26 protein-coding genes are annotated in these 24,620 nt (G+C 41.3%); 19 read left to right on the forward strand and 7 right to left on the reverse strand.

The annotated features are described in order from the left end of the window. Nucleotides 1–57: 57 nt before the first annotated feature. A protein-coding gene (locus KJ365_RS00170) for an IS3 family transposase (protein ID WP_214449599.1) occupies nucleotides 58–1,205 on the reverse strand; the annotation gives its coding sequence in 2 pieces (ribosomal slippage) (nucleotides 58–956 and nucleotides 956–1,205; 1,149 coding nt in all). Between the two features lie 397 nt (nucleotides 1,206–1,602). Here KJ365_RS00170 and KJ365_RS00175 point away from each other — a divergent pair. Both KJ365_RS00175 and KJ365_RS00180 read left to right on the forward strand, forming a co-directional pair. Further along, nucleotides 1,603–1,812 carry a type II toxin-antitoxin system Y4mF family antitoxin gene (locus KJ365_RS00175; protein ID WP_214449600.1) on the forward strand — a complete coding sequence of 70 codons (210 nt, stop codon included), beginning with the start codon at nucleotides 1,603–1,605 and terminating at the stop codon, nucleotides 1,810–1,812. Nucleotides 1,813–1,834: 22 nt separating this feature from the next. Further along, on the forward strand, nucleotides 1,835–3,067 hold the full coding sequence (locus KJ365_RS00180; protein ID WP_214449601.1) for a type II toxin-antitoxin system HipA family toxin: 1,233 nt from the start codon (nucleotides 1,835–1,837) through the stop codon (nucleotides 3,065–3,067). Between the two features lie 535 nt (nucleotides 3,068–3,602). Here the strand turns inward: KJ365_RS00180 and KJ365_RS00185 are convergent. Both KJ365_RS00185 and KJ365_RS00190 read right to left on the reverse strand, forming a co-directional pair. Beyond that, nucleotides 3,603–4,763, reverse strand: a complete 1,161-nt coding sequence (locus KJ365_RS00185) for a serine hydrolase domain-containing protein (protein WP_214449602.1) — start codon at nucleotides 4,761–4,763, stop codon at nucleotides 3,603–3,605. 379 nt (nucleotides 4,764–5,142) lie between these two features. Continuing rightward, nucleotides 5,143–6,066, reverse strand: coding sequence for a universal stress protein (locus tag KJ365_RS00190; RefSeq protein ID WP_214449603.1), 924 nt, complete (start codon nucleotides 6,064–6,066; stop codon nucleotides 5,143–5,145). 471 nt (nucleotides 6,067–6,537) lie between these two features. Here KJ365_RS00190 and KJ365_RS00195 point away from each other — a divergent pair, with 471 nt between their 5' ends. The 5 genes from KJ365_RS00195 to KJ365_RS00215 all read left to right on the forward strand — a co-directional run bounded on the left by KJ365_RS00195 (nucleotide 6,538) and on the right by KJ365_RS00215 (nucleotide 10,803). Next, complete coding sequence (locus KJ365_RS00195) at nucleotides 6,538–8,490, forward strand: PhoX family protein (RefSeq protein ID WP_214449604.1); 1,953 nt, start codon at nucleotides 6,538–6,540, stop codon at nucleotides 8,488–8,490. A 91-nt stretch (nucleotides 8,491–8,581) separates the two neighbouring features. Then, entirely contained in the window at nucleotides 8,582–8,815 is a 234-nt protein-coding gene (tatA, locus tag KJ365_RS00200; RefSeq protein ID WP_214449605.1) for a Sec-independent protein translocase subunit TatA, read from the forward strand. A 19-nt stretch (nucleotides 8,816–8,834) separates the two neighbouring features. Continuing rightward, complete coding sequence (gene tatB / locus KJ365_RS00205; RefSeq protein WP_214449606.1) at nucleotides 8,835–9,194, forward strand: Sec-independent protein translocase protein TatB; 360 nt, start codon at nucleotides 8,835–8,837, stop codon at nucleotides 9,192–9,194. 31 nt (nucleotides 9,195–9,225) lie between these two features. Next, the gene (tatC, locus tag KJ365_RS00210) at nucleotides 9,226–10,008 is read left to right on the forward strand and encodes a twin-arginine translocase subunit TatC (protein ID WP_214449607.1); all 783 of its coding nucleotides are present in this window, start codon (nucleotides 9,226–9,228) and stop codon (nucleotides 10,006–10,008) included. A gap of 231 nt (nucleotides 10,009–10,239) precedes the next feature. Further along, on the forward strand, nucleotides 10,240–10,803 hold the full coding sequence (locus tag KJ365_RS00215; protein WP_214449608.1) for a hypothetical protein: 564 nt from the start codon (nucleotides 10,240–10,242) through the stop codon (nucleotides 10,801–10,803). A 264-nt stretch (nucleotides 10,804–11,067) separates the two neighbouring features. On the opposite strand, the gene KJ365_RS00220 is transcribed toward KJ365_RS00215, so the two are convergent. From KJ365_RS00220 to KJ365_RS00230, 3 genes are all read right to left on the reverse strand, one after another. After that, on the reverse strand, nucleotides 11,068–13,242 hold the full coding sequence (locus KJ365_RS00220; RefSeq protein ID WP_214449609.1) for a penicillin acylase family protein: 2,175 nt from the start codon (nucleotides 13,240–13,242) through the stop codon (nucleotides 11,068–11,070). Between the two features lie 285 nt (nucleotides 13,243–13,527). After that, nucleotides 13,528–13,839, reverse strand: a complete 312-nt coding sequence (locus KJ365_RS00225; protein WP_214449610.1) for a helix-turn-helix transcriptional regulator — start codon at nucleotides 13,837–13,839, stop codon at nucleotides 13,528–13,530. Between the two features lie 7 nt (nucleotides 13,840–13,846). Beyond that, complete coding sequence (locus tag KJ365_RS00230) at nucleotides 13,847–14,335, reverse strand: hypothetical protein (RefSeq protein ID WP_214449611.1); 489 nt, start codon at nucleotides 14,333–14,335, stop codon at nucleotides 13,847–13,849. A gap of 203 nt (nucleotides 14,336–14,538) precedes the next feature. On the opposite strand from KJ365_RS00230, the gene KJ365_RS00235 reads away from it, so the two are divergent. Together KJ365_RS00235 and KJ365_RS00240 are read left to right on the forward strand one after the other, a co-directional pair. After that, on the forward strand, nucleotides 14,539–15,468 hold the full coding sequence (locus KJ365_RS00235; RefSeq protein WP_214449612.1) for a hypothetical protein: 930 nt from the start codon (nucleotides 14,539–14,541) through the stop codon (nucleotides 15,466–15,468). Between the two features lie 41 nt (nucleotides 15,469–15,509). Beyond that, the gene (locus tag KJ365_RS00240) at nucleotides 15,510–15,665 is read left to right on the forward strand and encodes a hypothetical protein (protein WP_214449613.1); all 156 of its coding nucleotides are present in this window, start codon (nucleotides 15,510–15,512) and stop codon (nucleotides 15,663–15,665) included. A 17-nt stretch (nucleotides 15,666–15,682) separates the two neighbouring features. Here KJ365_RS00240 and KJ365_RS00245 read toward each other — a convergent pair whose 3' ends face one another. Further along, nucleotides 15,683–15,988 carry an ADP-ribosylglycohydrolase family protein gene (locus tag KJ365_RS00245; protein ID WP_214449614.1) on the reverse strand — a complete coding sequence of 102 codons (306 nt, stop codon included), beginning with the start codon at nucleotides 15,986–15,988 and terminating at the stop codon, nucleotides 15,683–15,685. A 214-nt stretch (nucleotides 15,989–16,202) separates the two neighbouring features. On the opposite strand from KJ365_RS00245, the gene KJ365_RS00250 reads away from it, so the two are divergent. The 10 genes from KJ365_RS00250 to KJ365_RS00295 are packed head-to-tail and all read left to right on the forward strand — an operon-like array spanning nucleotide 16,203 to nucleotide 24,395. Continuing rightward, complete coding sequence (locus KJ365_RS00250) at nucleotides 16,203–16,916, forward strand: thermostable hemolysin (RefSeq protein ID WP_214449615.1); 714 nt, start codon at nucleotides 16,203–16,205, stop codon at nucleotides 16,914–16,916. After that, nucleotides 16,913–18,367: an AMP-binding protein gene (locus KJ365_RS00255; RefSeq protein WP_214449616.1), complete on the forward strand. Its 1,455-nt coding sequence runs from the start codon at nucleotides 16,913–16,915 to the stop codon at nucleotides 18,365–18,367. The genes KJ365_RS00250 and KJ365_RS00255 overlap by 4 nt, the downstream gene beginning before the upstream one ends. Before the next feature lie 3 nt (nucleotides 18,368–18,370). Then, a complete protein-coding gene (locus tag KJ365_RS00260; protein ID WP_214449617.1) occupies nucleotides 18,371–19,042 on the forward strand; it encodes an iron-containing redox enzyme family protein in 672 nt (223 codons plus the stop codon). 10 nt (nucleotides 19,043–19,052) lie between these two features. Further along, complete coding sequence (locus tag KJ365_RS00265) at nucleotides 19,053–19,853, forward strand: SDR family oxidoreductase (RefSeq protein ID WP_214449618.1); 801 nt, start codon at nucleotides 19,053–19,055, stop codon at nucleotides 19,851–19,853. Nucleotides 19,854–19,880: 27 nt separating this feature from the next. Next, nucleotides 19,881–20,549 (forward strand): tetratricopeptide repeat protein, encoded by a 669-nt coding sequence (locus tag KJ365_RS00270; protein WP_214449619.1) that lies wholly within the window; start codon nucleotides 19,881–19,883, stop codon nucleotides 20,547–20,549. Further along, entirely contained in the window at nucleotides 20,549–21,217 is a 669-nt protein-coding gene (locus KJ365_RS00275; RefSeq protein ID WP_214449620.1) for a response regulator, read from the forward strand. The genes KJ365_RS00270 and KJ365_RS00275 overlap by 1 nt, the downstream gene beginning before the upstream one ends. 33 nt (nucleotides 21,218–21,250) lie before the next feature. After that, entirely contained in the window at nucleotides 21,251–22,582 is a 1,332-nt protein-coding gene (locus KJ365_RS16980; protein ID WP_214449621.1) for a sensor histidine kinase, read from the forward strand. A gap of 1 nt (nucleotide 22,583) precedes the next feature. Continuing rightward, on the forward strand, nucleotides 22,584–22,937 hold the full coding sequence (locus tag KJ365_RS00285) for a cupredoxin domain-containing protein (protein WP_214449622.1): 354 nt from the start codon (nucleotides 22,584–22,586) through the stop codon (nucleotides 22,935–22,937). Continuing rightward, nucleotides 22,934–23,710 (forward strand): hypothetical protein, encoded by a 777-nt coding sequence (locus KJ365_RS00290; RefSeq protein ID WP_214449623.1) that lies wholly within the window; start codon nucleotides 22,934–22,936, stop codon nucleotides 23,708–23,710. The genes KJ365_RS00285 and KJ365_RS00290 overlap by 4 nt, the downstream gene beginning before the upstream one ends. After that, nucleotides 23,703–24,395 (forward strand): hypothetical protein, encoded by a 693-nt coding sequence (locus tag KJ365_RS00295; RefSeq protein WP_214449624.1) that lies wholly within the window; start codon nucleotides 23,703–23,705, stop codon nucleotides 24,393–24,395. Before KJ365_RS00290 ends, KJ365_RS00295 begins: the two co-directional genes overlap by 8 nt. Nucleotides 24,396–24,620: the final 225 nt, after the last annotated feature.

Consider the following 24,620-nt stretch of genomic DNA (forward strand, 5'->3'; position numbering starts at 1 on the left):
CATTGCGTTCCGAATGCCAACAGCGGGAGGAGCTTAGTATGAATCGCCACTAGTAACCTAGACACTTCTCAGTTGTTCTTGGTACTGGTTCTCGAAGTTTACTGGCGATAACAAATTATTGGAACCATGTTTTCGTTTTACGTTATAAAACATCTCAATATAATTGAATATGTCCGCTCTCGCTTGACCTCTTGTTGAGTAGATCCTTTTCTTGATGCGCTCACGTTTAAGGAGTTGGAAAAAGCTTTCTGCAACGGCATTATCATGGCAATTACCGCGACGGCTCATACTTCCTGCTAGTCCATGCTCTTTTAAAAACGACTGCCATTCGTAGCTTGTATATTGACTTCCCTGATCCGAGTGCACCATTACTTGGTTAGTTGGTTTTCGCCTCCAAACTGCCATCAGTAAGGCGTCTAACACAATCTGTTTAGTCATTAATGACTGCATTGACCATCCGACAATTTTCCTTGAGAACAAGTCCAGAACTACCGCTAGATAAAGCCACCCTTCATGTGTTTTGATGTAGGTAATATCTGTCACCCAAGCGTTATCAGGGGCATCAGGATTGAATTCACGCTGCAAGCGATTAGGCACCACAACATGCTGGTTGCCACCACGATGTCTGGGCTTTCGGTAACCGACCTGGGCTTTGATTCCTTCTTGCTTCATTAGCTTGTGAACACGGTTGATACCGCACTTTTCTCCGATATCTTGTAAATCAGAGTGAAGCTTACGATAGCCATACACATTGCCTGATTCGAGCCAGAACTGCTTGATTAAACCAGTTAGCTTAGTATCTCGACGTGAGCGCCTTGATGTAGGTTGTTTGCGCCACGCATAAAATCCACTTGGATGAACGTTAAGTATGCCGCACAGGCGTCTTGTTGGCGCTAAACCCAGATTGTCCTTAATAAAGGCATACCTCAGTTGGACTGACTCGCGAAGTATACCGCCGCTTTTTTTAAGATGTCGCGCTCTTCAGTGACTCGCTTCAACTCTTTCTCTAACGCCCTAACTCTTTCATTATCATCAGACTTAGCCTTATGCTCAGCTGCATTCGGGCCATATTTTCTCATCCAATTATAGATGCTGTGGCTTGTTACACCCAATCGTTCAGCAACATCTGCAACCGAGTGACCGCGATCAGTAACTTGCTTAACAGCTTCTATTTTAAATTCTTCAGGATAGCGTTGTCCGCTCATATACTTTCACCTTATTTTTAGTTAGTTTATCTAACTAAGAGGTGTCTAGTAAACTAGTGGCGATTCATTTGGATGTTTTGTATCACTCATTTAAATATAAAAAACCACAAAACTCAGCTTAACCTGCCATCTTTTGCAAGGTAAAGACCTTCGTAAATTCGCCAAAATAAGCTACGAAGGAGCAAATAGCCAAATGTTATTTGTCTCACTTTAACAACTTAACATTATCAGTTGAAAGGCCAGTACGCTAATATTCCCATGTTCACATGAATTTATATCTAATCTAAGCGTCAGAGAGTCTAACTTCATATTAATTCACTCGTACGATTGAAAAATCCTTTCCTTATAGCTATTGTATGGTATTTTAATGGATATTCATTTGTTCGTAGGAAATAATATGAGCTCAGATTTAATGTTGATTGGAACAAAAATCAGACAAGAGCGCAAAGCTCAATCTATGACACAAACCGAACTAGCAAACCTCAGCGGCGTTAGCTTAAATTTTTTAAGCCAACTTGAACAAGGTAAGCCAAGCGTACAAATGGACAAGGTATTAATGGTTTTAGATACCCTAGGTTTGCGCATAGAACTTGCGTACTCGAAATGATAAACAAAGCAGGTAAATCAAATTGCGCTTAGACGAAGCAAAAGATCTAGAACAGTTAGATGTTTATAAAGGCACAAAACTCGCCGGCAAACTCATGCGCACTCTCAAAGGAGTGGTGTTTTCTTTTGATGACGCGTTCTTAGCTGAAGAGAATAAAGGTATCTCTTTCCATCTAAGGACTGAAAACCCGACATATACATACTACGGCGACTCACTTCCACCATTTTTTGCCGGCCTCCTTCCAGAAGGATTGCGGCTTAAAGCACTCATCAGCAAGATTAAAACATCTGAGGACGATCTTTTTAGTATCTTAGCGACGGTAGGCTCGCAGTGCATTGGAGATATCAATGTGTTCGCCCCAGGACACACCTTCCAAGCAAGACCTAACAATCCCACAAGCTTTGACCAGCTCGATTTTTATAAGCTGTTCGAAGAAAGCCTAGAAGATGTAAACTACAACGAATATAACCAAGCGCTATCTGGGGTTCAGGAAAAAATATCTGCCTCCATGATCAGCTTTCCAATTAATCATGCACAAAAAGACAAATTCTATATCCTAAAGTTAAACCCCAAAGATAAGCCACATTTAGTTGAAAACAAACACCTATCCCTCAAGCTTGCGAAGAAGTGCGGGTTGAGCGTAAACGCAAGCAAAATAATTTATGATAAAAAAGGGCAACATGGCCTGCTGGTGGAGCGATTTGATCGCTTTATCGTTACACAAAGCGACAAAAAAAGTATGACCATCTGCATGCATCATCAAGAAGACGGTTGTCAGTTCTTAGACCGATACCCAGCAGATAAATACCGCATAAGCTTTAAGGATGTTTTACAGGGGATAGCGCAATATACAACAGCACCCAAAATAGAAATACTAAAAGCAATTCAGCTCTATGCATATTCTTATTTAATAGGAAATGGCGACCTCCATGCAAAAAATATCAGCATACAAACTTTGTCAGCATCTGGAAGAACAGTGCTCAGCCCATGTTATGACTTGATTACAACTTATATATACCAAGACCATAAAATGGCGTTAAAGGTAAATGGACGAGATGATAATATAACTAGACAAGACTTTATCACCTTAGGTGCATCTTTCTCTATTCCTGAAAAATCAATATCCTCTATGCTTGATAAGCTTATAACTTTGTGTGAAAAGCACCACCCGATGCTCTTTGCGGTCATGAATGCAAAGCAACAAACACTGTGGATAACGATGTTTAATAAAAGGCTTATTGATTTAAAAGCTTGACTCAATAAGAGTGATTCACGAATCCACTATCAACAATATTTGATGCACTATAAGATGATCCTGGGAAACAAAGCCTTACAAGGCGAGGGTCACTGGTTCAATCACATCGTGACGAACCACAGTAGCGTCCACCACTCTCTACCCTCTTGTTTTTCAACATCTATTTATTGTGACCTCGTTGTCACTCTATCGATTTGGCCTATGAATTTACAAAACATGTGCCGAAAATGTGGCAAATCCGTAACTCGGTTTCTTTGTAGCCATCTATTTACAAGGCCTACAGCGAAATTAAATTTGTTCGCTTTTTTACACGCGAATTGGATTGACGGAGTAATTATCAGTGGCTTTGTCAACGACATAGAGAGATCCAGAGCGGTCATAGAAGGTGGCCCGCTAGACGCTCAAAGTCAAACATGCTCAGAAAGCTATACTCAATACGAGCTAAAAAAGCAGTCTATCGTTTGTTTTTCGCAAAAAAAACTTGGAGCTAATACTAGCGTACATTTGTCAAACGTTACCTAAGCTTATTAATACATTAACGCTCAAAATACCATTTATCGATTGCATCTGCGATTTGAGCACTGTCTATTGACACATTGCTGCACATAACAAGATTCATAAACTGCTTTTCAGGATATCTACGATACATTATGTATGCACCTAACCATCCTCCTGAGTGGGCAGCTCGAAATCCGTAGTCTGTGTTGGAAAGCATTTGGCCGTTTGCATAAAGCGTTTCTGCTCCGTCACTTGGGTTAATCGTAAGAGGACTGTTCGCCAACATAAATGTTTGCATTAGTGCTTTTGGGTTGCTACCCAATTTTGGATTATAAAACTGAGCATCCCATTTCTGCATGTCGCTTATAGTAGTATGCAAACCGCCATCCCCTACCCAAAACAGATTAGTCATGTTGTTTTCATACTCACCATTATCGTTTTTCACATAACCATAGGCCCTGTTCTTTACTATCTCTGTAGGGTGATCTGCAAAGAAAGTATCGCTCATACCCAAGGGTGTAAAGATGTGTTTGTCAGAGAATTCGCGCAGCGTTAAGCCGCTTACCTCCTCCACTAATATGGCGAGCATGACATAGCCCATGTTGCTATATCGCCATTCTGTGTTGGGCTCTAATACCAATGGCAGCGTTTTTACCAAGGCATGAAACTCAGCAACACTTAAATAATCTTCATTCCCTATTCTAAAAGGATGACCAGATACCGCGTTAAGGTTTAACGCACCTTTTGGCGCAACATAGCCATCAGGCGCACCAAAGCTTGAAATCATATCGTAGTCACCCATACCTGCCACGTGCCCTATTATGCTCTCAATAGACACGCGTTTTCCATAATCAGGCAAACCAGGCACATAAGCTTTGATATCATCTTCTAGATTTATTTTGCCTTGATCTGCCAACAGGTGAACCGCCATTGCGACAAATTGCTTTGATACAGAAGCCATTCGGTGGACGTTGTTATCTGACATGGGCACATTTAGTTCGGCATTAGCCAGCCCAAAGCCCTTTTTGATAAGTGGTCTTCCGTTTTCAAAGACACCCACAGAGCATCCTGGTTCTTGCGCTGGAATAAGATCGGAGAGTGTTTTATTGAGTTCAGAAGTGTCTGGCGTACTTGCAAAGATACAACTATGGAATACTACAATAAACGTTAAAGCAGTTAATTTGCATAATGTTTTCATTAGTGTACATATCCTTAAGAAATAATGGAGTCAGACAATTTAACACTTTAAGTATGACATTGCGCGATTTCTATGACCTGTTTTGGGCAAACGGTGGCTAAGATTATTATCAATTTTTTATTGTGAAAAATAGGAGTCCACAAAGCTTATATAAAAAGCCACTTGGATCTTAGTTGATGTTATGTACCAATACCTCATTGGCAATAAGTGTCAGTAAGAAATACAAACACCTCCATACCAAAAAAATTATGGGATAAATAACCTTGAATATGGGTAGTACTTAGTAACATCCAGTTGGACTGACTCACAAAAATGTTCAATGCATCTTAGTATCCAGCATATGTCTTTGAATCTATCACCAATATTACTAGCAAAGTCACTAATCAAGCGTTACTGGCGATACAAACCCTTCAGGTTTTACCGCAAACAAAGAACAAGTGATTAATTGCAGGATGTTTTCGGCAGTGTTGCCAATAATAAAGCCGGCAATGCCCGTTCTGGCAACCGTGCCCATTATCACCAAATCGATGTTATTTTCTGCAACAAATTCTGGTACTTTTACAAAAGCAAAGCCTTCCAATTGATTAATTTTCAGCTGTGGCGCGTCTGTCGCTTCTTCAATGATTTTCTTTAGGGCATGTAAGTGCCGATTTTTCACCACTTCTCTTTCAGCTGTCAATTCACTACTACTCATGCTCAACCAAGTTTCATTATTCAGATTATATTCAAGGGTAAAGTCCCAACATGAAACCACATCGATGGGGTGCTGAGATGCCTCCGTAACAGTTGCGGATATGCTTAAAAGTTGTTTTGATAATGACTCCCCAACCTCGTCTTCGGCAATAGGATCGATGGCAACCGCTACCTTGCCATTATTGATTTGGTGCTGCGGGCGGCATAGCAATACGGGGCAAGGACATTTACGCAATAAATCCATGTCGAGTGATTTAAATCCTCTGTCATGATTCTTTGACTCTACCTGTTTTACAATCAAGTCATAATCGTGCAACAAGACTTTTTTTATAATGGCTAAAGCGGCACGTTTGCTTTGTAAATGCGTAATATTTATTGAAGCCTTGTAAGACATCTTTGCGCACACACTGTTAATCATCTGCTGACAAGATTGAGTAAAACTTTCGGTGAACTTTTCTGCATAAGTGTCAAAGTTTGCAGGCAAGTGGGGTAATAAAACAATGGTGTCTATTACGCAGTCAGTATCCTTTGCAAGGGTTATCGCGCTGGACAATGCATCCTCATCTTCACCAAAGCCATCACTGACAAAAAGTATACGTTTAAAGTACATATTACGCTCCTGCACACTCAAATGGAAAAGTTAACCTCAAACTAATTTGAGTGTAAATATCTGTTGTGACGCTTTTATGATCCATCTCAACTCGTATCGTTTTTTCGGGCACTAGTTGCTGTTTGCAACACCAATACAATACTGATCGCTCCCCCCTAGTGCTTGGTTAAATGGAGAACTATTGTTCATAACAACGCTCAGTTTGGCATAAATATCGAGTGATTTTTTAAATCAAGTGGATGCTTGTAAAAACGATTTGAGCAAAAGCGCTGTCTACATATTTTTGGGGAGATCAGTATTGAGCCCCGTCATAAAAATGTAAATAGAATGTCTTTAAACCGCCACAGATTTTTCACGAATCCGTCAGTAATTTGTCATTTTGCAAAAGCATACTTATCACTCGCATGGATTGCAGTGAGTATTCATGTAGGTAAACAAAACTATAAATTTAATTGACTATGGTAACTAGCAATGCTTAAACATGATGATACCCCCATTGAGAATGCGCAGATTCACGATGACAAAGAAGATATTGCATCAAACGATTCTGGCAACCGTCCTTTTGTAGATGTACTGCAATCTAATTTATCACGACGTAAAGTACTAGCGGGTGGCGCTGTGGCTGCCGCTGCTGGATTCTTTACACCTGCAGCTAGTGCAAGCCTGAGAGGTCTAGGGCGCACTGAGAATATTGGTAGAGGAAACGATAGAATTAACCGTGAAATGGTAGGTTTTAAGCCTGTCGCTATCGAAGATGTTTTAGATACGCGTATGCCTACTATATCTGAAGACTATGAATACCAGGTTTTGATCCCTTGGGGTACGCCTATTCAGCCTGGAGTTACTAACGAGTACGCTGGCGACCCAAGCACACGACCAACATCTGAAGAGGCCGCCTTACAAGTAGGTATTGGCCACGACGGTATGTGGTTTTTCCCAATCGATCTACCAAGTGCCCAGCGTTACGGCCGTCGCTATCGTGCGCGCAGTGACGAAGGTATGCTATGTATCAACCATGAGTTTGGTGGCAATTTCCACGTATTAGGGAAAGGCTCGCCAGAAAGTCTTGAAGATGTGCGTTTGTCTCAGCACGTACATGGTGTATCGGTCGTGCGTATTAAAGAGCATTTTGATGGCTGGAAAGTCGAAGTAAGTGACGCTGCTAGACGCATTACTGTTAACACACCGGTGCAATTCTCTGGTCCGGCTGCTAGCTCACCATTACTACAAAACCCAGCGGGTAATATGCCGCAAGGCACCGTGAACAACTGCGGTTCTGGCCCTACGCCTTGGGGAACGTACTTAACCTGTGAAGAAAACTTCAACGGTTATTTTGGTTCGTCTACCTTAGATTCGGACGGATTTAACGCTATTAGAACAGAAGAACAAAGCAGATACGGTTTTGACTTTGATGGTTTTGGCTACGGCTGGTATTTCTTCGACGAGCGCTTTGATCTAACTAATCCTGACTATGTCAACGAACAAAACCGTTTTGGTTGGATTGTAGAGATTGACCCATTTGATGGTTCACAAACACCTACAAAACGCACTGCATTGGGCAGATTTAAGCACGAAGCTATTGCCATTGCTGAAAGCAGCAACGGTCGTATAGCTGCATATATGGGTGATGATCAGCGTTTTGATTACTGCTACAAATATGTATCAACTAATCCTTGGCAAGAATCTATTGAACTTGGTCTAAGCCCATTAGATGACGGAAAGCTTTATGTTGCTCGTTACAACGACGATGGCACTGGTGAATGGTTAGAACTTACCATAGAAAACCCATTACTTGCTGAACGTTTTGCAGACCAAGCTGAGCTATTAATTTATGCGCGCGTTGCCGCTGATTTACTTGGGGCAACTCCAATGGATCGCCCCGAGTGGACGACTATCGGCAAAGACGGCGAAGTATATTGGACGCTTACCAACAACTCTCAAAGAACAGTAGCAAATGCTGCTAACCCACAAGCGCCAAATAGTGATGGTCATATCATCAAAACTGTAGATGCCGACGACCATCTAGGTACGACGTTTAGCTGGGAAATATACCTATTAGCGGCTGAAACTCGCGGTACCGAAGGTGTATTTACTGACCCAGATTTAGCTTGGGCTGACGGCGAAAGTCGTTTGTTTATAGGTACAGATGGTGGTCAGCCTGATGGCCTGCAAGACCAATTAACTGTTATTGATACATCAAAAGATGTACCAGAGCCTAAGCGTTTATTAGTAGGTGTGAATAGTGATGAAGTAACGGGCTTCACCTGTACGCCGGATAGACGCACAGCTTTTGTAAACTTGCAGCACCCAGGGAACGGCAACCCAGCGTCAACCAACTTCCCAGCTTTACCTGACGGCTTTACCGTACCACGGGACGCAACACTCGTATTGCGACGTAAAAATGGTGCCATTATCGGTTCGTAAAGTAGGGCAATAAATACCACACCAAACAAGGACGTTTGGTGTGACTTTACAAAAAACTATTAGCAGATGAAATACTAAAGAGGCATAAAAAATGGGCATTAGCGCATGGCAAATATTAATTGTTCTACTCATTGTTGTTTTACTTTTTGGCACTAAAAAACTCAAGAATGTAGGCGGTGACTTAGGCGAGGCAATCAAAGGCTTTAAGTCGGGTATGAAAGACGATAAAGAAGACGAGCTACTTAAATCTCTCGAGCAGACAACTACCAATAAAGATGAAGTTCTCGACTCAGATTTTGTAGAAAAAACCAGAACAAGTAACTAAACAACTTCAGGTAAACAGTATGCCATTTGATATTGGATTTATTGAACTTTGCATTTTATTAGTGGTAGGGCTAATGGTGCTAGGGCCAGACAAATTGCCAGTTGCTGCAAGGCAACTTAGCAAATGGTTTGCGGGCATACGTCGCCACGTTAACTCATTCTCTTCAGAAATGAATCGAGAACTTGAAATGGATGAGTTAAGGCGCGAATTCGAAGCTCAAAAGAGCCGAATCAACGAAGTGACAAATGCTACTCAGTTCAATAAAGACGGGGTAAATCAAAATCATCAAACTCAAAGCAAAGAACCGCTGGTTGATCTTGTTAGCACTGAAACCGAGAAAGTCGCTTCAAGCTCAAAACCAGTGACACGAACCAGTTAGCATAAATGCTTACTAAATAAGGCAAACACATATGTCGAGTAACACTGAAAACCCCTACAAAAAAGACGAAATGCCATTGCTTTCGCACTTAATTGAACTTAGAACACGCCTCATAAAAGCCGTGTTGACTATTATTGTATTGTTTGTATCACTTATTTCTTTTGCTAACGAAATATACCTTATCTTGGTTCAACCCTTGATGAATCAGCTACCCGAAAATAGTGAAATGGTTGCTACAGGTTTAATAGACCCATTTTTTACTCCGTTTAAGCTGGTCTTAATTTTATCATTTTTTTTAGCAGTGCCTGTTGTTCTTCACCAAGTATGGTCTTTTGTCGCTCCAGGTCTTTATACAGGCGAACGTAAATATGGGCGAGCTATCTTGACCAGCAGTATTGTTTTATTTTATGCCGGCATGGTGTTTTGTTATTTCATTGTTTTCCCACTAATGTTCCAGTTTTTCCCTTCGGTAGTGCCTGACGGTATTCGCTACATACCCGACATGACAAATAGCTTAAACATTATGATCAAGCTGTTCTTTGCGTTTGGCTTAGCCTTCGAGGTTCCTATTTTCACTGTGGTTGCAGTATGGAGCGGGGCAACAACTGTGGAGAAATTAAGACAAGGCCGCTCATACATTATTGTGGCTGCCTTTGCAATTGGCATGCTGCTTACTCCGCCCGATATGATTTCTCAGACCTTATTGGCTATTCCAATGTGGTTACTATTTGAACTGGGTTTGCTATTTGCCATTTGGTTTAAACCCAAGGTCGCTGAACTAAACACTCAAACGGCTGTGAGTAAACAGTCATGAAAGCGTTAATTTTGGCAGTTTGCCGCTATAAAAAGAATCATTTTAAAACGTTATATTTGCGCAAAGCTGTAGCGCAAATAAACGCTTTAATCTGTAAAAACGGTTGTTGCTTTCTAAGCACTGATTGTTCTGTTTCTTCTATCTGCAATTTTTGGGAAAGAGCAAAACAACAAGTATTAGCAAGTACAACTAACAACATCCTTAACATTACATATTTAAAATGGAACTGATATGAAAAAACAAAGTTTTATTGCGGCAGTATTACTATTGCTCTCTATCCAAGCAAACGCAGTGGTCATTTCACTTGATGACCAAGAAACAGATGGCGCAGCGTTTAACATTTTACCTTTTAATAATACTGATACACGCGAGGTATTAGGCATCAGTTTTAGCTTCTTCTTTGAAGCACTATCACCTTCATGGGCTAGCGATTTAGTAGTTGAAATTGCACACTTAGATAGTAATAACTTTTATCAAATTGGTACCCAAGAATTTGGTTGTACTGACTTTGGCGTTGAGTGTGAATTTGATCTAGGATGGTTGGACGACTCTGGCGTATTTGAAGCGTCTGGTACACTTTCTTTAGACCCTGGCACCATCGCAGATGGCTCAGGCGAATGGGAAATTCTAATTGCTGAAAGCTTTGACGATGATGGCGTTGACGGTGTGTTTTTAGATGGCTCGTTTGTTGAAGTGATTCAAGGTGAAAGAGCTATTCCAGCTTCAGCTCCAGCGACCGCATTATTATTTATGTTTGCAGGTTTATCGTTAGTAGCGCGTAAAAGGTTGTCATAGTATTGTTGGAATTATTTATAAAAAGATGATGAAACTACTACTGTGACTGTAAACAAATTTCATCATCTTTTCTTATCCATTTGCAACAATCAATATTAATCTAAATCAAATATTGCACGCTTTTCAACAGCTCAACCTAGTTTGACTTGTTATATAGATAAAAGAATATTTGCGCCATCGCGGCAATACCACATAATCCTACTTGATATATAACCTCATTCAGTAACCATCATCCTGCAGTGAGCCTAGGGCAACAGCCCTTTGTTATTCACCAGGGTGATATTTACGGACCGTATTTTTCTCTATATCTTCTGGGTAAAAGTAAACGTCGCGTAATTTACCCGCTGCATACAATGGCGCCTGATCGTTGAAATGCGGACTGGCTGGGTCACCGCTCTGCCCGCCTGCAGTAATAGCCTTTGCTTTGACTTTGTCACCAAACTCAACCACCGCAACAAAGCTATTACCTCGCGTGCCATAAATACGTTTAGTGCCGTTGAATGTGCGCTGACCATAGGCAGCCAGTGAGCCCCAGCGGGCAGAGGCAAAGCCAACGGGAATGCTTGGTTCATCGTCATCAAAAGGCTGCACAATATCACCGGTTAAACGCTGGAATCGGTTTATCTCGCCCCAAGGAGTTTCTGCGCTACCAAAATCAGCAATTAGCTGCTCTTTAGCCTCTTGCAAGGTTGCCACCCCTATTTCAGCGGTATATTCGGCAATGTATTGGTCAAAGCTAAGTCCTTTTTCCTCAGCCTCGCTGCGCCGGGCTTGATTATCGGCAGCTTTGCTACGCAATTTTTGACCCCATATAATCGCCAACGACGTTGCTGTAGAGTCAACACTAGAACGGTGATCCCAGCCTTTGAGTAAAGCAATTTGAGGCGCAAGCTCAGCAACTGGCTCAGCTTCATAAGCTTGGTATAAAACCGGTAATAATACATCAAACGCGGTTAGTCGCGGGCTATATGCCGCGGCGGCTAAACTGTCTATCGTGAAGTCTTTCTTCCCATCTAACACTTCAATGGCATGAATACCGCGATAGTTCTCCGGAAAGTTCTCCATATACGGCGGGTAATCCTCCGCCTTAGGGCTGTACTTAGGCCCCGCCATCATCCATGGCCAGTTGTTTGTATTATTCAAATAACCGCTTTTAGGGTTGTAGCCATGCACGGTTTCTTCGAGTGTGTGAAGCCCTTGCCAGTCGGTAGCAGGGTTGCTGCCGTCTACTGGTTTTTTCCAATCAAATGACGGGTCACGCCGTGGAATAAAATTACTGTGGAAGTAAGCAATATTGCCCTCAGAATCAGCAAACAACGTGTTGTTTGATGAATTAGTATGCAAGCGCATATTCTCGCGGTAATCGTCATAATTGGTGGTTTTTGTGCGACCGTATGACTGTTTTAATGCATCAATTGGGTTTTGCATCAACGCTACGCTTATCCACTTTCCATCGAGCTCTCGCACAATGGGGCCACGATGGCTGTAATATACCGTAAAGGTTCTCGTCTTTTGTCCTTGGTCTGTTTTATAAGCTAAGCTAATCTCTCTTTGGCGCAGTGGCTTCCATACGTCACCATGCTTGTAGTAATAAGCATCTTTGCGCTTCTCAACGGTCTCTAAAAACTCATCAATAAAATCGGCGCCGCTTGAAGTATGCATCCAACCAGTATTTTCATTAAAACCCTGGTAAATAAAGAACTGGCCCCACGTAACGGCGCCATACGCATTTAAGCCCTCGTCACTACGCATGTGCATTTCTGCTCGAAAGTAGAAGGAGGTGTGCGGATTGATCAGCAATAATGCGTTACCATTTTTGGTATTCTGCGGGGCAATAGCAAAACCGTTAGATCCCCGTGGCTCAGCATTAGGGTCTTGGGTTAAAGCCACTAGTTGTTCACTAGATTTGTCGTTGCCATAAAAGCTTTCAAGCCCGTTTATACTAATGCTCTCAATGTCGCCGCCAATACTTCCTTCCGTGAAGGTTAGCGCCATCCACGGCTCAAACTTGGTAATCACTCTTGGCTGAACTTCTGGGTGAGTATGAAGGTAATAATTTAGGCCGTCGGCCCAAGCTCTCATGAGCGTTTGCAAATATGCTGGGCTTTGTGAAAACTTTTGCTTCATATCGACAGGGTCAATATAAATCTGCATGCGCAAGTCACGATATAGCTCGCTCTCACCTTCAGCTTCAGCTAAACGCCCCATTGCGTTTAAATAATTGACTTCAATACGATTGAAATCATCTTCAGCTTGCGCGTAAATCATGCCAAATACAGCATTTGCGTCTGTTTTGCCATACACATGAGGAATTCCCCAAGTATCGCGCGTTATAGTGACTTCACTGGCTTGCTTTTGCCAACGCGCAATATCTGAATCGTTTGCCAGTGTTAAAAAGCTAGAGCATATGAGGGCTAAAAAAAGAACAAACGATTTCATAAATATTTACCTTTGTAGAGTCTTTAGCAAATATATCGGTAGGGCTGATGCGTGTAAAGCGTTGATATTTTTAAACTACCGCTCATCAAAAATAAACGCATCTTGATGCCGGTTCTCGAAGTTTACTGGCGACAGCAAACTGCTAGAGCCATGTGTTACTTTTACGTTGTGAGATAGTCAATGTTGATATCAGCTTCGGACAAAGCTAATATTTGCATGATTAACCGCCCTATCTTTGTGAACATATGCCTTGCAAAAGCAGGCAATAGGATAGCGGTTCGACTACTAACGCATAAACAACAATACCGCTGCGCCTCCCAATGCTACCCCACTGATAAAAGTAACCACCAATACAAGGCTCTTTTTACCTAAAACAGGTATTTGACTCGTTTGTTCTAGGCTGGGTACTTCAAAGAAGGTTTCGCGCTTGGTATCAAAGGCAACGCAGAGTGCCATCAGGGTTTCAAGTGAGGCTGTGCCTTTATTTTCAACTCGTTGGATGGTCCGCATGTTTACCCCGCATACATCTGCCAAATGTTGCTGCGTCCAGTTATTCGCAAGACGCATATCTTTTACTATGTCACCACGCAGTTCCATAATCTAACTAACTACCTAGTAGAGAAACTATAAAGGATACAACAAAGTAGCCAAAAGCGGCGCCGGCCACAAAAAATGCGGCAATAAACGCAAGCACTTTATACCAAGGCTCTTTTTTCGCCCCTTTCTTTGTAATGGCTAACGTTTCTTTACCTATGCTTTCACCATTGGCAAACACTTCTGTTTCAACGGCTCCTTTTAGCACGCTTACCAAGTGAATATTAACTGTATAATTAACGCCTTCCGCTTCAAACTCATGGGTAGTTTTGAAACTAGTAACATTTCGCTTCATAGACACAGGATGATTATTAAAATATACCACCTCTTTACCCGACCAAGATGAACCATGCACAGATATATCGTTATTATTATGTTTAAAGTAAAACCAATACCCTTTTAACATGCTGACTTGACTCATATCTGGTTTATCCTGTAGATGAATGTTTGTAGAATGATCTGCGTTGTTTGCTGCGACACTTTTTGTTGTATTTAACATCTTTGTTTCCTCGTTTAAGTTGACGAGATAAACTTACCCTTAAACACATAAGGTGATATACGTCATAAAGACGACACAGCAACTTCATAATAATACGACAGTCCTGTCATACGATACGACACTTGTGTGACAGTTGCAGGTAACCAACTGTATTTATTCAATATCACAATACCTCACAGCGACAGGGAATCAATAGAGTTAATATGAGATTACTCTTTAGATATTTAATTATTTTAGTTTGGGCTTGCGCTAGCGTTAACGCAGCAGCATTACAAGCCCCATCATTTTCTAGCAAGCCTAAGCTCGACCACCAAGACAACTTTCAGGCACTTATGGAAAGTGTTGGCAAACTCGCCATTTTTATTCGTATTAATCAGGCGGTTTATGAAAAATGTAATATACAAGCGAATTTGACTAAACAAGAGGCAAAAGCTGATTTTTTGTCTAGAAAAAAACTCGCATTCCAATTTAATGATTTATTGGCCGATTCGAACTTAGAACCCAAAGACGTGATGGGAGACGAGTTCACCGAACTGGTTGATGAATTTTGTGCTAGCAATAACTCTAGCATAGAAGTAGATATGAAAATTAGGCCGCTTGTTAATGCTCAACTTGAAGTGATGGAAAAATTAGATAGGTCACTCTTACTGAGTAGGCAACAAGACAAAACGTATTCTAAAGAGCATATGCAGAGTGAGCTTGCTCACAAAATTGAGAATACAAATATTTTACCTCTTGATGAGAAAAGAGAAATTGCTAGCGCTATGTATAGCGGGGTATATGTTTATGCTGGTGTTAACTATATAGAAAATAACGAAGACCTAAGCACGGCTATCAATATTCAAGAAGCGGTATATAAAGAAACGCTCTCAAACAGTGACGCCTTCATACTGGGCAAAGTGAAATTGGCCAATGGCGATAAAAGCAGCTTAGATTTAATCATTGGTGCTGCGAGCGAGCAAATGGTCAGCGCCCAAGAATGGCTCGGTAATTACTACGCATGTAACTCCAACAAAGCAAAGGGAACTTATTGGCTAGAAAAGGCGGATAAAAATGGAAGTGAAACGGCTATTGACTCTATCTTGGAAATAAGAGATTTAGGGCGTCCAACTGTTTGCAGTTATTTGTTATAGTGTTATAAGTAACCAACCATAATCAAATGCCGGACTTACATATGATGTTCTTTGCTTTTTTTGTGATACCCGTTTTATTACTCATAACAGCTGTGGGAGCCAAAGCAATTATCGAATCACGGGAAGAAGACAAAGAGATTCATCGACTTGCTGAAGAGGCAAGACGCAATAACGTTAAGCCGCTAGACGATTATTAAATTCAAAAGCGTTACCTCTAAGGTCGAGCGAATGAATACGAGCCATCCGCAACCTCTATAATAGTATCTTTCATAGCAAGCTTTTTAACCCATCTGCTGGGAATGGCATCAATACCATAGACTGCGCCTGATATTTGCCCACAAATCGCAGCTGTAGTATCTGTATCGTGTCCGATATTTGCTGCAACCCAAATACTCTCTTCAAATGACGAGCTATTCACAAAGCACGATAAAGCCGACTCTAAACTTTCAATTACATAACCACTGCCCGTGAGTTCATTGTAATGTTTTTCTAAAAATTGATGTTCATCTATTGTTAGCACACTGCTGCATGATGAGTGTTAGGTAATACCTCTAAAAATATCCATCTTATCTTCAGTTTTGAAAAGGCTACGCACTCACATGTTCAGCACATGCCCCATCAATAATAAATAATGATCAAAAACTGCGCATAAAGTCCCAATAATGTTTTCTTCTTAAGCTAAATTTAAGTTTCGCGCATTACACTTGCTACAAAATTGAGTATAGGAAGCCGTAATGCAAACAATTTTACGCAATATTTCAGATAGTCAGAGCACTGAACAGTATGCGGCTAGTTGCGTTCATCAGCACTCAAAAAAATATGCATTTGATATAGACCTTTTTGCGTTGAATGACGATGGTCGTCATGAAGCACAACACTTTATCAAAAGCGGTTATTTGAAGGCATACAATGCCAATATAGAGGTCACCAGTCCTTGGTTACTTGCTATCAATAATGGCCAGTACAAAGCAGCACTGGGTATACGACCAGCAATAGAAACGTTATTTTTGGAACAATACCTTAGCCTTCCAGTTGAACAGGTTCTTTCTCTCCACAATAAAGTAGCCATGCGCTCCGAGATAGCCGAAATTTCAAATCTATATAGCAACGCAAACAAATTTACCATTCCTCTATTTTTAACAACGGCAGTGTCACTTTATTGTAATCAATACACATATATGGTGTTTTCAGCAACAGAACATGTCCTTACTCTGATTTCTAAAACCGGTATTTCTCACACACTACTGGGTAAAGCTGATGAGTCATTACTCCTTCATTCAACAAATGATTGGGGGACATATTATTCGACAAATCCAAAAGTAGTATCACTAAATCTTTTAGAAGTGATGTCGGTGATCTCATCAAGCAAGCTTTTTATGAATATGTTTAGCGGGCTTGAGCCACGCATTGCTTTGGCAGCAACAAAAATTGGAACGACGCCAGTATGATTACGTTGATTGACTTACTTAACCATAATCCTTCACACATAGCCCTTGAATCCTCTAATGAATCGCTAACTTATGCACAACTACAAACGAAAGTAGATAGCGTTGCACAATGGCTAGTGAAAAATAATGTTCGAAGTCTGGCGCTTTTAGCACAAAACAGCATGGCTTGGGTGGTGACAGATTTGGCGTGCCAGAGCTTGGGTATCGTAATCACTCCACTGCCGCTATTTTTCAGCCAAAGCCAGCTTCATACTATCTTAAAAGATATCGACGCTGACCTTATTTTGAGCGATACCGATATCCCCTATGATTTCAATTTATACTGCGAAAGTATAAATCTACATGGGGCCAAGTTAACTCAGTCAATACTTTGTTCTGCACCTTCAGGCACGGTAAAGATCACTTTCACCTCAGGAACAACGGGGCAACCTAAAGGCGTTTGCTTGAGTGCTTCTAATCAACTGACGGTTGCTCACTCATTAGTCGAATCGATAGGACTTGAGCAACTACGCCACCTTTGCTTGTTGCCACTACCAACCTTACTAGAAAATATCGCTGGCGTGTATGCTCCACTGCTGTCCAATGGCACCGTGATACTTGCTAGCGATACCGAAAGGGGTTTTGAAGGAAGCAAATTGGTTAATCCAGCGCAATTGCTTTCATGCATATCTAAACATTGCCCCAATTCATTGATACTCGTATCAGAGCTATTGCATGTGCTAATCGCTGCAGCAAAAAATGGCTGGGTGCCACCTACTTCACTTAGGTTTATTGCCGTTGGCGGCAGTCGAGTCTCTCCAAAAAGCATTATCGAGGCCAGAGCGCTCGGCTTGCCTGTTTGTCAAGGTTATGGCTTATCTGAATGCGGCTCAGTGGTGAGCCTATGCTCACTAGAAGATGATGTTACAAGCACCGGAAAGCTGCTTCCTCACATTCAAGCATCAATAATAGACAATGAGCTGGTAGTACAAAGCAATTGTTTTTTAGGATATTTAAATACACCAGATTCTTGGAACCCATCTGCTATTCAAACTGGGGATATAGCGACAATTAAAAACAACAGTCTTTATTTAACCGGCAGAATAAAAAATACCATTATTAATTCATATGGCCGAAATATTTCGCCTGAGTGGGTCGAATCTGAATTAATGGCTACAGGCTTATTCGCACAGACCGTTGTACTAGGGGACGCTCGCCCCTTCTGCACAGCCTTGCTTGTTCCTGTCAACGAACGTGTAAATGCTGCACAAATCGAAAAACGACTCACTGACATAAACCAAGCCTTGCCAGACTATGCGCAAATATTCAATCCGATTGTATTGGCTGCGCCAATGCGCTTTGAAGATGGGCTATACACTCAAAATATGAGACCCCGTAGAGCCGCAATTCTAGATTATTTTTCTGATCAAATAGAGCAAGTCTATTCACTATCAACTGCTTTGGAGGCATAAAGCATGAATTTATATCAACGACTATTAACAGAAACGACTCAAGAGCGTGAATACTTATTGTCGGCACCTATCATTAAAAGATGTTTTGACGCAGATGTGCAAACGTCTGACTACGTCGCTTTCTTAACACAGGCCTATCATCACGTAAAACACACTGTTCCACTTTTAATGGCGGTGGGGGCGCGTCTCCCTGAGAATAAGGAATGGCTCAGAGAGGCAGTTGCAGAATATATTGAAGAGGAGCTTGGGCATCAAGAGTGGGTGCTCAACGACATTGAAGCTTGTGGCTATGATAAAGAAAAAGCGCGCGGCAGCCAGCCAAACCTTGCAACGGAGCTTATGGTCTCGTATGCATATGATTCCATTAATAGAAACAGTCCACTTGCGTTTTTTGGGATGGTTCATGTCCTCGAAGGAACCAGTATTGCTATGGCGGACAATGCTGCAAGTAACATTCAAAAGGCCATTGGCTTGCCCAAAAAAGCATTTAGCTATTTGCGTTCACATGGCTCACTAGATATTGAACATGTGAAGTTTTTTGAGGACTTAATGACTAAAATCGATGACATCGACGAGCAAAACATTATTGTACTGAGTGCCAAAAAATTCTTTATTTTATATGGCAACATGTTCAGGTCGCTTGATACAAGCGAAGCTAAACTGGCCGTTGCCTAGAGTCGCTGTCATGAGCATTAATAAACTATGTGTAGTCACAGGCGCTTCTGGTGGCATTGGCAGCGAAATAGCCATTGCACTTGATCTCGCCGGGCATCGAGTCATTATTCAGGGGCGCAATGAACAAAAGCTATTGCAGTTACAGAAAAAAATGCGTGACTCTACTGAAATTGTTGTGGGTGATCTCACTGATACTGAACAGCGTTCGGCTGCGATAAAACAGATTTTCAAAATTGGCAGTCCAGACTTGTTAGTCAATGCCGCCGGTGTTTCTGATTTTAAAAGTTTTGACATTCAGACACATGAAGAGATTGAAGCTATGATTGCAACCAATTTGCTCGCCCCTATTTTGTTAATTCATGGGTTTTTAAACGAAGCGAAACAAAGGTCTTTTAACAACAGCACAAAACCTATCGATATTATCAATATAGGCTCTGCGTTTGGCTACATTGGCTATCCAGGGTTCAGTAGCTATTGCGCCACTAAATCTGGCCTTAGGGGTTTTACTGAATCACTTGCCCGAGAATATTCTGACAGTTCGTTTACCTTTAAATACTTTGCACCACGAGCGACAAAAACTGACATTAATTCAACTCGTGTTGATCAACTGAATGTCCAGCTGGGTAACGCGATAGATTTACCCACGGTGGTTGCCCAAGAATTCATGTCGTTTTACCAGTGTAATCAACGTGAACGAGTCGTTGGTTGGCCTGAAAAATTATTTGTTCGCATTAATGCGCTCTTTCCATCAATTATAGATAAGGCAATTAAAAGTAAACTCGCAACCATTAACCAATATTTGAAAGCTTAAACGCTTATTGAAATAAGAGAATTAATCATGAAAATAAACAATCACATACAACTGAGCGCATTGCTCCTATCATTGATAATATCTACCAACGTTTTGAGTTCGACACAACCTACAAGCGATTTACTCGCCTTGCAGCAACAATGGGCAAAGGTCAATTATACGATGGAAAACAAAGCCCAAGCGAAGGGGTTTGAAGACCTAGTCTTACAGGCAAACAATTTGGTTGAGAGTAATCCTAAAAGTGCAGATGCGCTAATATGGCTTGGTATTGTAAAATCAAGCTATGCGGGAGCAAAAGGCGGGCTTGGCGCCCTTGGGTTAGTGAAAGAAGCAAAAAACGCCTTTGAGCAAGCTCTAGCAATTGATGATACAGCATTAGATGGTTCTGCATACACGAGTCTTGGTACGCTCTATCATAAAGTGCCAGGCTGGCCCATTGGCTTTGGTGATGACGATGATGCTAAGATGTTGTTAGAAAAAGCCCTAATGATTAACCCGACGGGGATCGACACGAATTATTTTTATGGCGAATTCCTATTTGATGAAAAAGACTATGTCGGTGCCAAAAAGTACTTATCACTTGCTTTAGCTGCACCAAACAGGCCGCATAGATCATTAGCAGATGAATCCCGTCGGGCGGAAATAGCAAATTTGATGGCAAAAGTAGACAAAAAGTTAACCAAAAAAAATAGCTGATGAGAATATTACTGGTCGAAGATGACATCCCGCTCGCTGAGGGCCTAAAACAATCACTGCATAGAGAAAATTATGCCGTGGACTGGGTTGAAACGGGTAGCTACGCTTTAAATGCAGTTCGGGGGGGCGATGTCGAATTAATGATTCTCGATTTGGGCCTCCCTGATATGGATGGCCTAGATGTACTAAAAAAAGCGAAGGAATACAAAGCTGATTTACCCGTTCTTGTTCTTACCGCTCGCGATGGTATCGACAGTAAAGTAATGGGTTTGGATCTAGGAGCAGAAGATTATTTAGCGAAGCCGTTTGATATTGCAGAGCTTTTGGCGCGTATGCGCGTCATTGAACGTCGCCTTGGTACCGGTAAATCTTCACTGATATTTGTTGGGGATATCCGCTTAGATCTCAAAGCAAATTTGATCTTTGATAATAATGAAGAGATCAATCTATCTCGTAAAGAATACATGATAGCGAAAGCGCTGATAGAAAACGCGGGCAGAATTCAGTCAAAAACTCAGCTAGAAACTAAACTCTATGAGTGGGGCGAAGAAATTAGTAGTAATGCAATTGAAGTCCATGTGCATAATATTCGTAAGAAATTCCCGAAAGATTTCGTGCAAACCGTAAGAGGCGTAGGTTACATAGTTCGTCCCACCCTTAAAACTTAAACTTTATGTTAATGCTTTAAAGAGAACAATTGAGTGTCTATAAAACGGCGACTGATCATACTAATTATCTCCACTGTCGTGTTAGCGTCGTTTTTTGCCGCGTTGCATGGGTATCGTAATAGCCTCGAGCAACTAGATGATGTATTTGACGAAGAGTTAATTACGGTGTCGGCATTTCTGTCAGGGTTTGTTAATCAATCAAATGGACTTCCTGAGAAGGTTGACAGCGAAATAACGTATCAGATATTTGTCAACAATCAACTCATTAGCAGCAGTATGGCCTCACCCAACGCAAAAATGACACTCGTAAACCAAGGTTTTGATGAAGTCTCGTTTCATGGAAAACGATGGCGGACGTATTCCTCGACCTCCGTTAATGAGGGCAGCAATGTCACAATAATGGTCGCTCACCCTATTCAAAAACGAATTGATGCGGCTGAGTCTATTTTATTTGCCACAATCACCCCGATTGTGATTTCGATACCGTTAATTGCATTTCTTATTATTTATATTATTAATCGAAGCTTATCCACGTTAATTACGCTCTCCAATGAAATAAAGGATAAAAACACTGACGATTTAACCGAAATAGTAATTCATCAGCCGCCAGAGGAGTTAGCGCCTGTAATAAGGAGAATGAATAATCTATTCCTGCGTTTAGCGAACGCCTTTGATAGAGAAAAGCAACTTGCTGCAAATGCCGCGCATGAACTCAGAACACCGATCAGTGTTTTAAAATTAACGGCGCACAATATACAAAGTGAATTCGCGCAACAATCACTCACACCGGCGTTGATAAGCGAGCTAAACGACAATGTTTCTCGTATGGCGCACGTGATTGAACAAATGATTTCGTTATATAAATATACTCCTGACCAGTTTATCGGGAAAAAAACAAATGAGAACCTGCGAGATATTGTGCAGGAAGTAATAAGCAAAAATTACGAAATGATCGCACAAAATGGCCAGACAATATCATTAGAAGGCGACGATGCATGGGTAAGTGGCGAACATTTTGCGCTCTCAACCCTATTTGAGAATATTCTAAAAAACGCAATCAAATACAGTGGTCATAGCACAGAAATAAAGGTAACGCTTGCGCAAGATAGCTTAGCAACTACCTTAACCGTGGAAGATTCTGGGGCGGGTATAGATGAAGCTGACTACCTCAAGATTTTTGAGCGTTTTTATCGCGTTCAAAATGCAGTAACACGCGAAAAAGGGTCCGGTCTTGGCCTGTCTATTGTAAAACATATTTGTGATTTACATTCAGCTAACATTGAAGCGAGCAAATCATCCCTAGGCGGTTTAAAAATCTCAATTTTGTTCCATCGCATCAAAGAAGTATCGGAAGGTGTGATGTAACATGCAATGGACCACCCGTATTGTGATTGCAGCAAGTATAACGTTAGCATCAGGCTTGATGCCCGTGATAGCTGAAGAAACTAAAGTATTCGCGCTTGTTCTGAAAAATCACACGTTTATGCCAGCAACGCTGACAATCCCAGCGAATGAAAAAGTGAAGATCATAATAGAAAATAAAGACGACACCGCAGAAGAGTTTGACAGTTTCGACCTAAATCGAGAGAGAGTGATTTTTGCTGGTAAAAGTGCCACTATTTACGTTGGACCGTTGCCCCCTGGGACATACGAATATTTTGGTGAATATCACCCTAACAGCGCGCGCGGCCAAGTGATCGTCAGCGAGGAAAGACCATGATAATCACTAGCGTTATCTTATTTCTAAAAGACCTACTGCCGATTTTTGTCTTGTTTTGCTATTTATCTGTGTTTTTCGAAAAACAAAAAATCACATTAGCTTTCATGTCTTTGATAGCCCTTGGCGGAATACTCTCAACGTTTGCGCTGTTCACGATGGCCGAAGTCATAAGTGACTTGTTTGAAGGTGTAGGCCTAGAGTTGACCTTTGTTATCTTGCTGTTTTTATTTTATGTTTCTGGAGTATATATTTCGCTGCGAGAAACGTCTCCAATAGCTCGGAATAAGGTAATGCTATTTATCTGCATAACTACCTTCATTGCAATTGAAGGAGCAGGATTCTTAGTGTTTTTTAGCGTCACTGAACAACACACAGGTAGCCTTCAAAATGTTCTATTAGGCTGCATTGTTGGATTAGGTATATGCAGCAGTTTTAGCGCACTATTTCGCTTCTTACTTAGTGAATTAAAACAAAGTCGCTATGAATGGGTATTTACACTCCTGTGGAGTGCTTTTTTGGCCGGTCAAGCTAGCAAAATTACATCGCTATTATCTCAAGTCGACATAATCTCGACTGGGGCACCATTGTTTGATGCAAGCAGATGGGTAGAAGACAGTTCAGAATATGGGCACATACTAAACGCCCTATTTGGATATGAATCTTCACCGACACTTGCCATGTCAATCACTTACGTAATTGCTTTTGTGATCCCCATCACTATTCGTTCAATTGTCAAAATCAAACTTTCAGCACGTGAGGTGGCTCATGCTTAAGTGGAGCTCTATCATCTTATTGGTAATATCATGTCAAAGCCTTGCAGATGGCATGGTTGTAGACAAGGTTTATCACCCATATGTAACCGTTAACGAGCGTGAATTTGAATGGCGTTTTATGTCGAGTCAAACAGACCAGAGCAATGTATTGGCGCAGCGCTTTGGCTATGGCCACTCCTTTTACGAAAATGTCGCATTTGAAGTTTACCTTGTCGGTGAGCGTGATGAAACAGGCGATTTTCAGCTATCGGCCTACGAATTTGAAACCCGCTGGATGATAACTGAACAGGGAAAATATTGGGCAGACTGGGGGGCTGTATTTGAGATTGAAAAGCAAAAATCAGTCAATAATTATGAGGCTTCGGTAGGTGTGATTTTCGAAAAAGAAATCGGTATAACAAGCTTAACTATGAACTTGTTTGCGATTCGTGAGTGGGGACAAACCATCGAAAGCGAATGGGAAACAGAGTTTAGGTTACAGTATCGCTACCGCTACATTCCAGAGCTACAACCTTCTATTGAGCTGTATTCTGGAGAAGATTTTGTAGGTATTGGACCAGGTTTTATGGGCGTATATCGTATCGAAGGTCAAAAGCAAATTAAATGGGAGGCCGGCTTTATTACAGAAGTCGCGAATAGTGGCAAAAATCACACTCTCCGATTTGCCATAGAATACGAATTCTAAAAATATAGAAAACCACTTTTTATTTAAAAAATTTTAGAAAAGTTAAGCTTTCTTTTGACAAGTCACCTTTGGTTGTAATCTTTTACCACCTATAAATGCTATGGGTCTGAGAGCCCATATAAGTAGCTATCAAAAAGTCACAGATGTTTGCATAAACGCTTACCCCTTAGCTAGCCTTGCTCTTTGAAAGAGCTCTATTGCAAGGAGCAGGCAGAGTGTTTATGC

It is taken from the genome of Glaciecola sp. XM2, assembly GCF_018595715.1.
Classification (GTDB): Bacteria; Pseudomonadota; Gammaproteobacteria; order Enterobacterales; family Alteromonadaceae; genus Glaciecola.

Excerpts from the sequence above, each read along its gene's own strand:
- KJ365_RS00290 (WP_214449623.1), top strand. The coding sequence starts at position 22,934 with ATGATAATCACTAGCGTTATCTTATTTCTAAAAGACCTACTGCCGATT.
- KJ365_RS00285 (WP_214449622.1), top strand. The coding sequence starts at position 22,584 with ATGCAATGGACCACCCGTATTGTGATTGCAGCAAGTATAACGTTAGCA.
- tatB (WP_214449606.1), top strand. The coding sequence starts at position 8,835 with ATGCCATTTGATATTGGATTTATTGAACTTTGCATTTTATTAGTGGTA.
- KJ365_RS00240 (WP_214449613.1), top strand. The coding sequence starts at position 15,510 with ATGATGTTCTTTGCTTTTTTTGTGATACCCGTTTTATTACTCATAACA.
- KJ365_RS00215 (WP_214449608.1), top strand. The coding sequence starts at position 10,240 with ATGAAAAAACAAAGTTTTATTGCGGCAGTATTACTATTGCTCTCTATC.
- KJ365_RS00260 (WP_214449617.1), top strand. The coding sequence starts at position 18,371 with ATGAATTTATATCAACGACTATTAACAGAAACGACTCAAGAGCGTGAA.
- KJ365_RS00195 (WP_214449604.1), top strand. The coding sequence starts at position 6,538 with ATGCTTAAACATGATGATACCCCCATTGAGAATGCGCAGATTCACGAT.
- KJ365_RS00230 (WP_214449611.1), bottom strand. The coding sequence starts at position 14,335 with ATGTTAAATACAACAAAAAGTGTCGCAGCAAACAACGCAGATCATTCT.
- KJ365_RS00235 (WP_214449612.1), top strand. The coding sequence starts at position 14,539 with ATGAGATTACTCTTTAGATATTTAATTATTTTAGTTTGGGCTTGCGCT.
- KJ365_RS00250 (WP_214449615.1), top strand. The coding sequence starts at position 16,203 with ATGCAAACAATTTTACGCAATATTTCAGATAGTCAGAGCACTGAACAG.
- KJ365_RS00225 (WP_214449610.1), bottom strand. The coding sequence starts at position 13,839 with ATGGAACTGCGTGGTGACATAGTAAAAGATATGCGTCTTGCGAATAAC.
- tatC (WP_214449607.1), top strand. The coding sequence starts at position 9,226 with ATGTCGAGTAACACTGAAAACCCCTACAAAAAAGACGAAATGCCATTG.
- KJ365_RS00190 (WP_214449603.1), bottom strand. The coding sequence starts at position 6,066 with ATGTACTTTAAACGTATACTTTTTGTCAGTGATGGCTTTGGTGAAGAT.
- KJ365_RS00295 (WP_214449624.1), top strand. The coding sequence starts at position 23,703 with ATGCTTAAGTGGAGCTCTATCATCTTATTGGTAATATCATGTCAAAGC.
- KJ365_RS00175 (WP_214449600.1), top strand. The coding sequence starts at position 1,603 with ATGAGCTCAGATTTAATGTTGATTGGAACAAAAATCAGACAAGAGCGC.
- tatA (WP_214449605.1), top strand. The coding sequence starts at position 8,582 with ATGGGCATTAGCGCATGGCAAATATTAATTGTTCTACTCATTGTTGTT.
- KJ365_RS00270 (WP_214449619.1), top strand. The coding sequence starts at position 19,881 with ATGAAAATAAACAATCACATACAACTGAGCGCATTGCTCCTATCATTG.
- KJ365_RS00265 (WP_214449618.1), top strand. The coding sequence starts at position 19,053 with ATGAGCATTAATAAACTATGTGTAGTCACAGGCGCTTCTGGTGGCATT.
- KJ365_RS00185 (WP_214449602.1), bottom strand. The coding sequence starts at position 4,763 with ATGAAAACATTATGCAAATTAACTGCTTTAACGTTTATTGTAGTATTC.
- KJ365_RS00255 (WP_214449616.1), top strand. The coding sequence starts at position 16,913 with ATGATTACGTTGATTGACTTACTTAACCATAATCCTTCACACATAGCC.
- KJ365_RS00220 (WP_214449609.1), bottom strand. The coding sequence starts at position 13,242 with ATGAAATCGTTTGTTCTTTTTTTAGCCCTCATATGCTCTAGCTTTTTA.
- KJ365_RS00275 (WP_214449620.1), top strand. The coding sequence starts at position 20,549 with ATGAGAATATTACTGGTCGAAGATGACATCCCGCTCGCTGAGGGCCTA.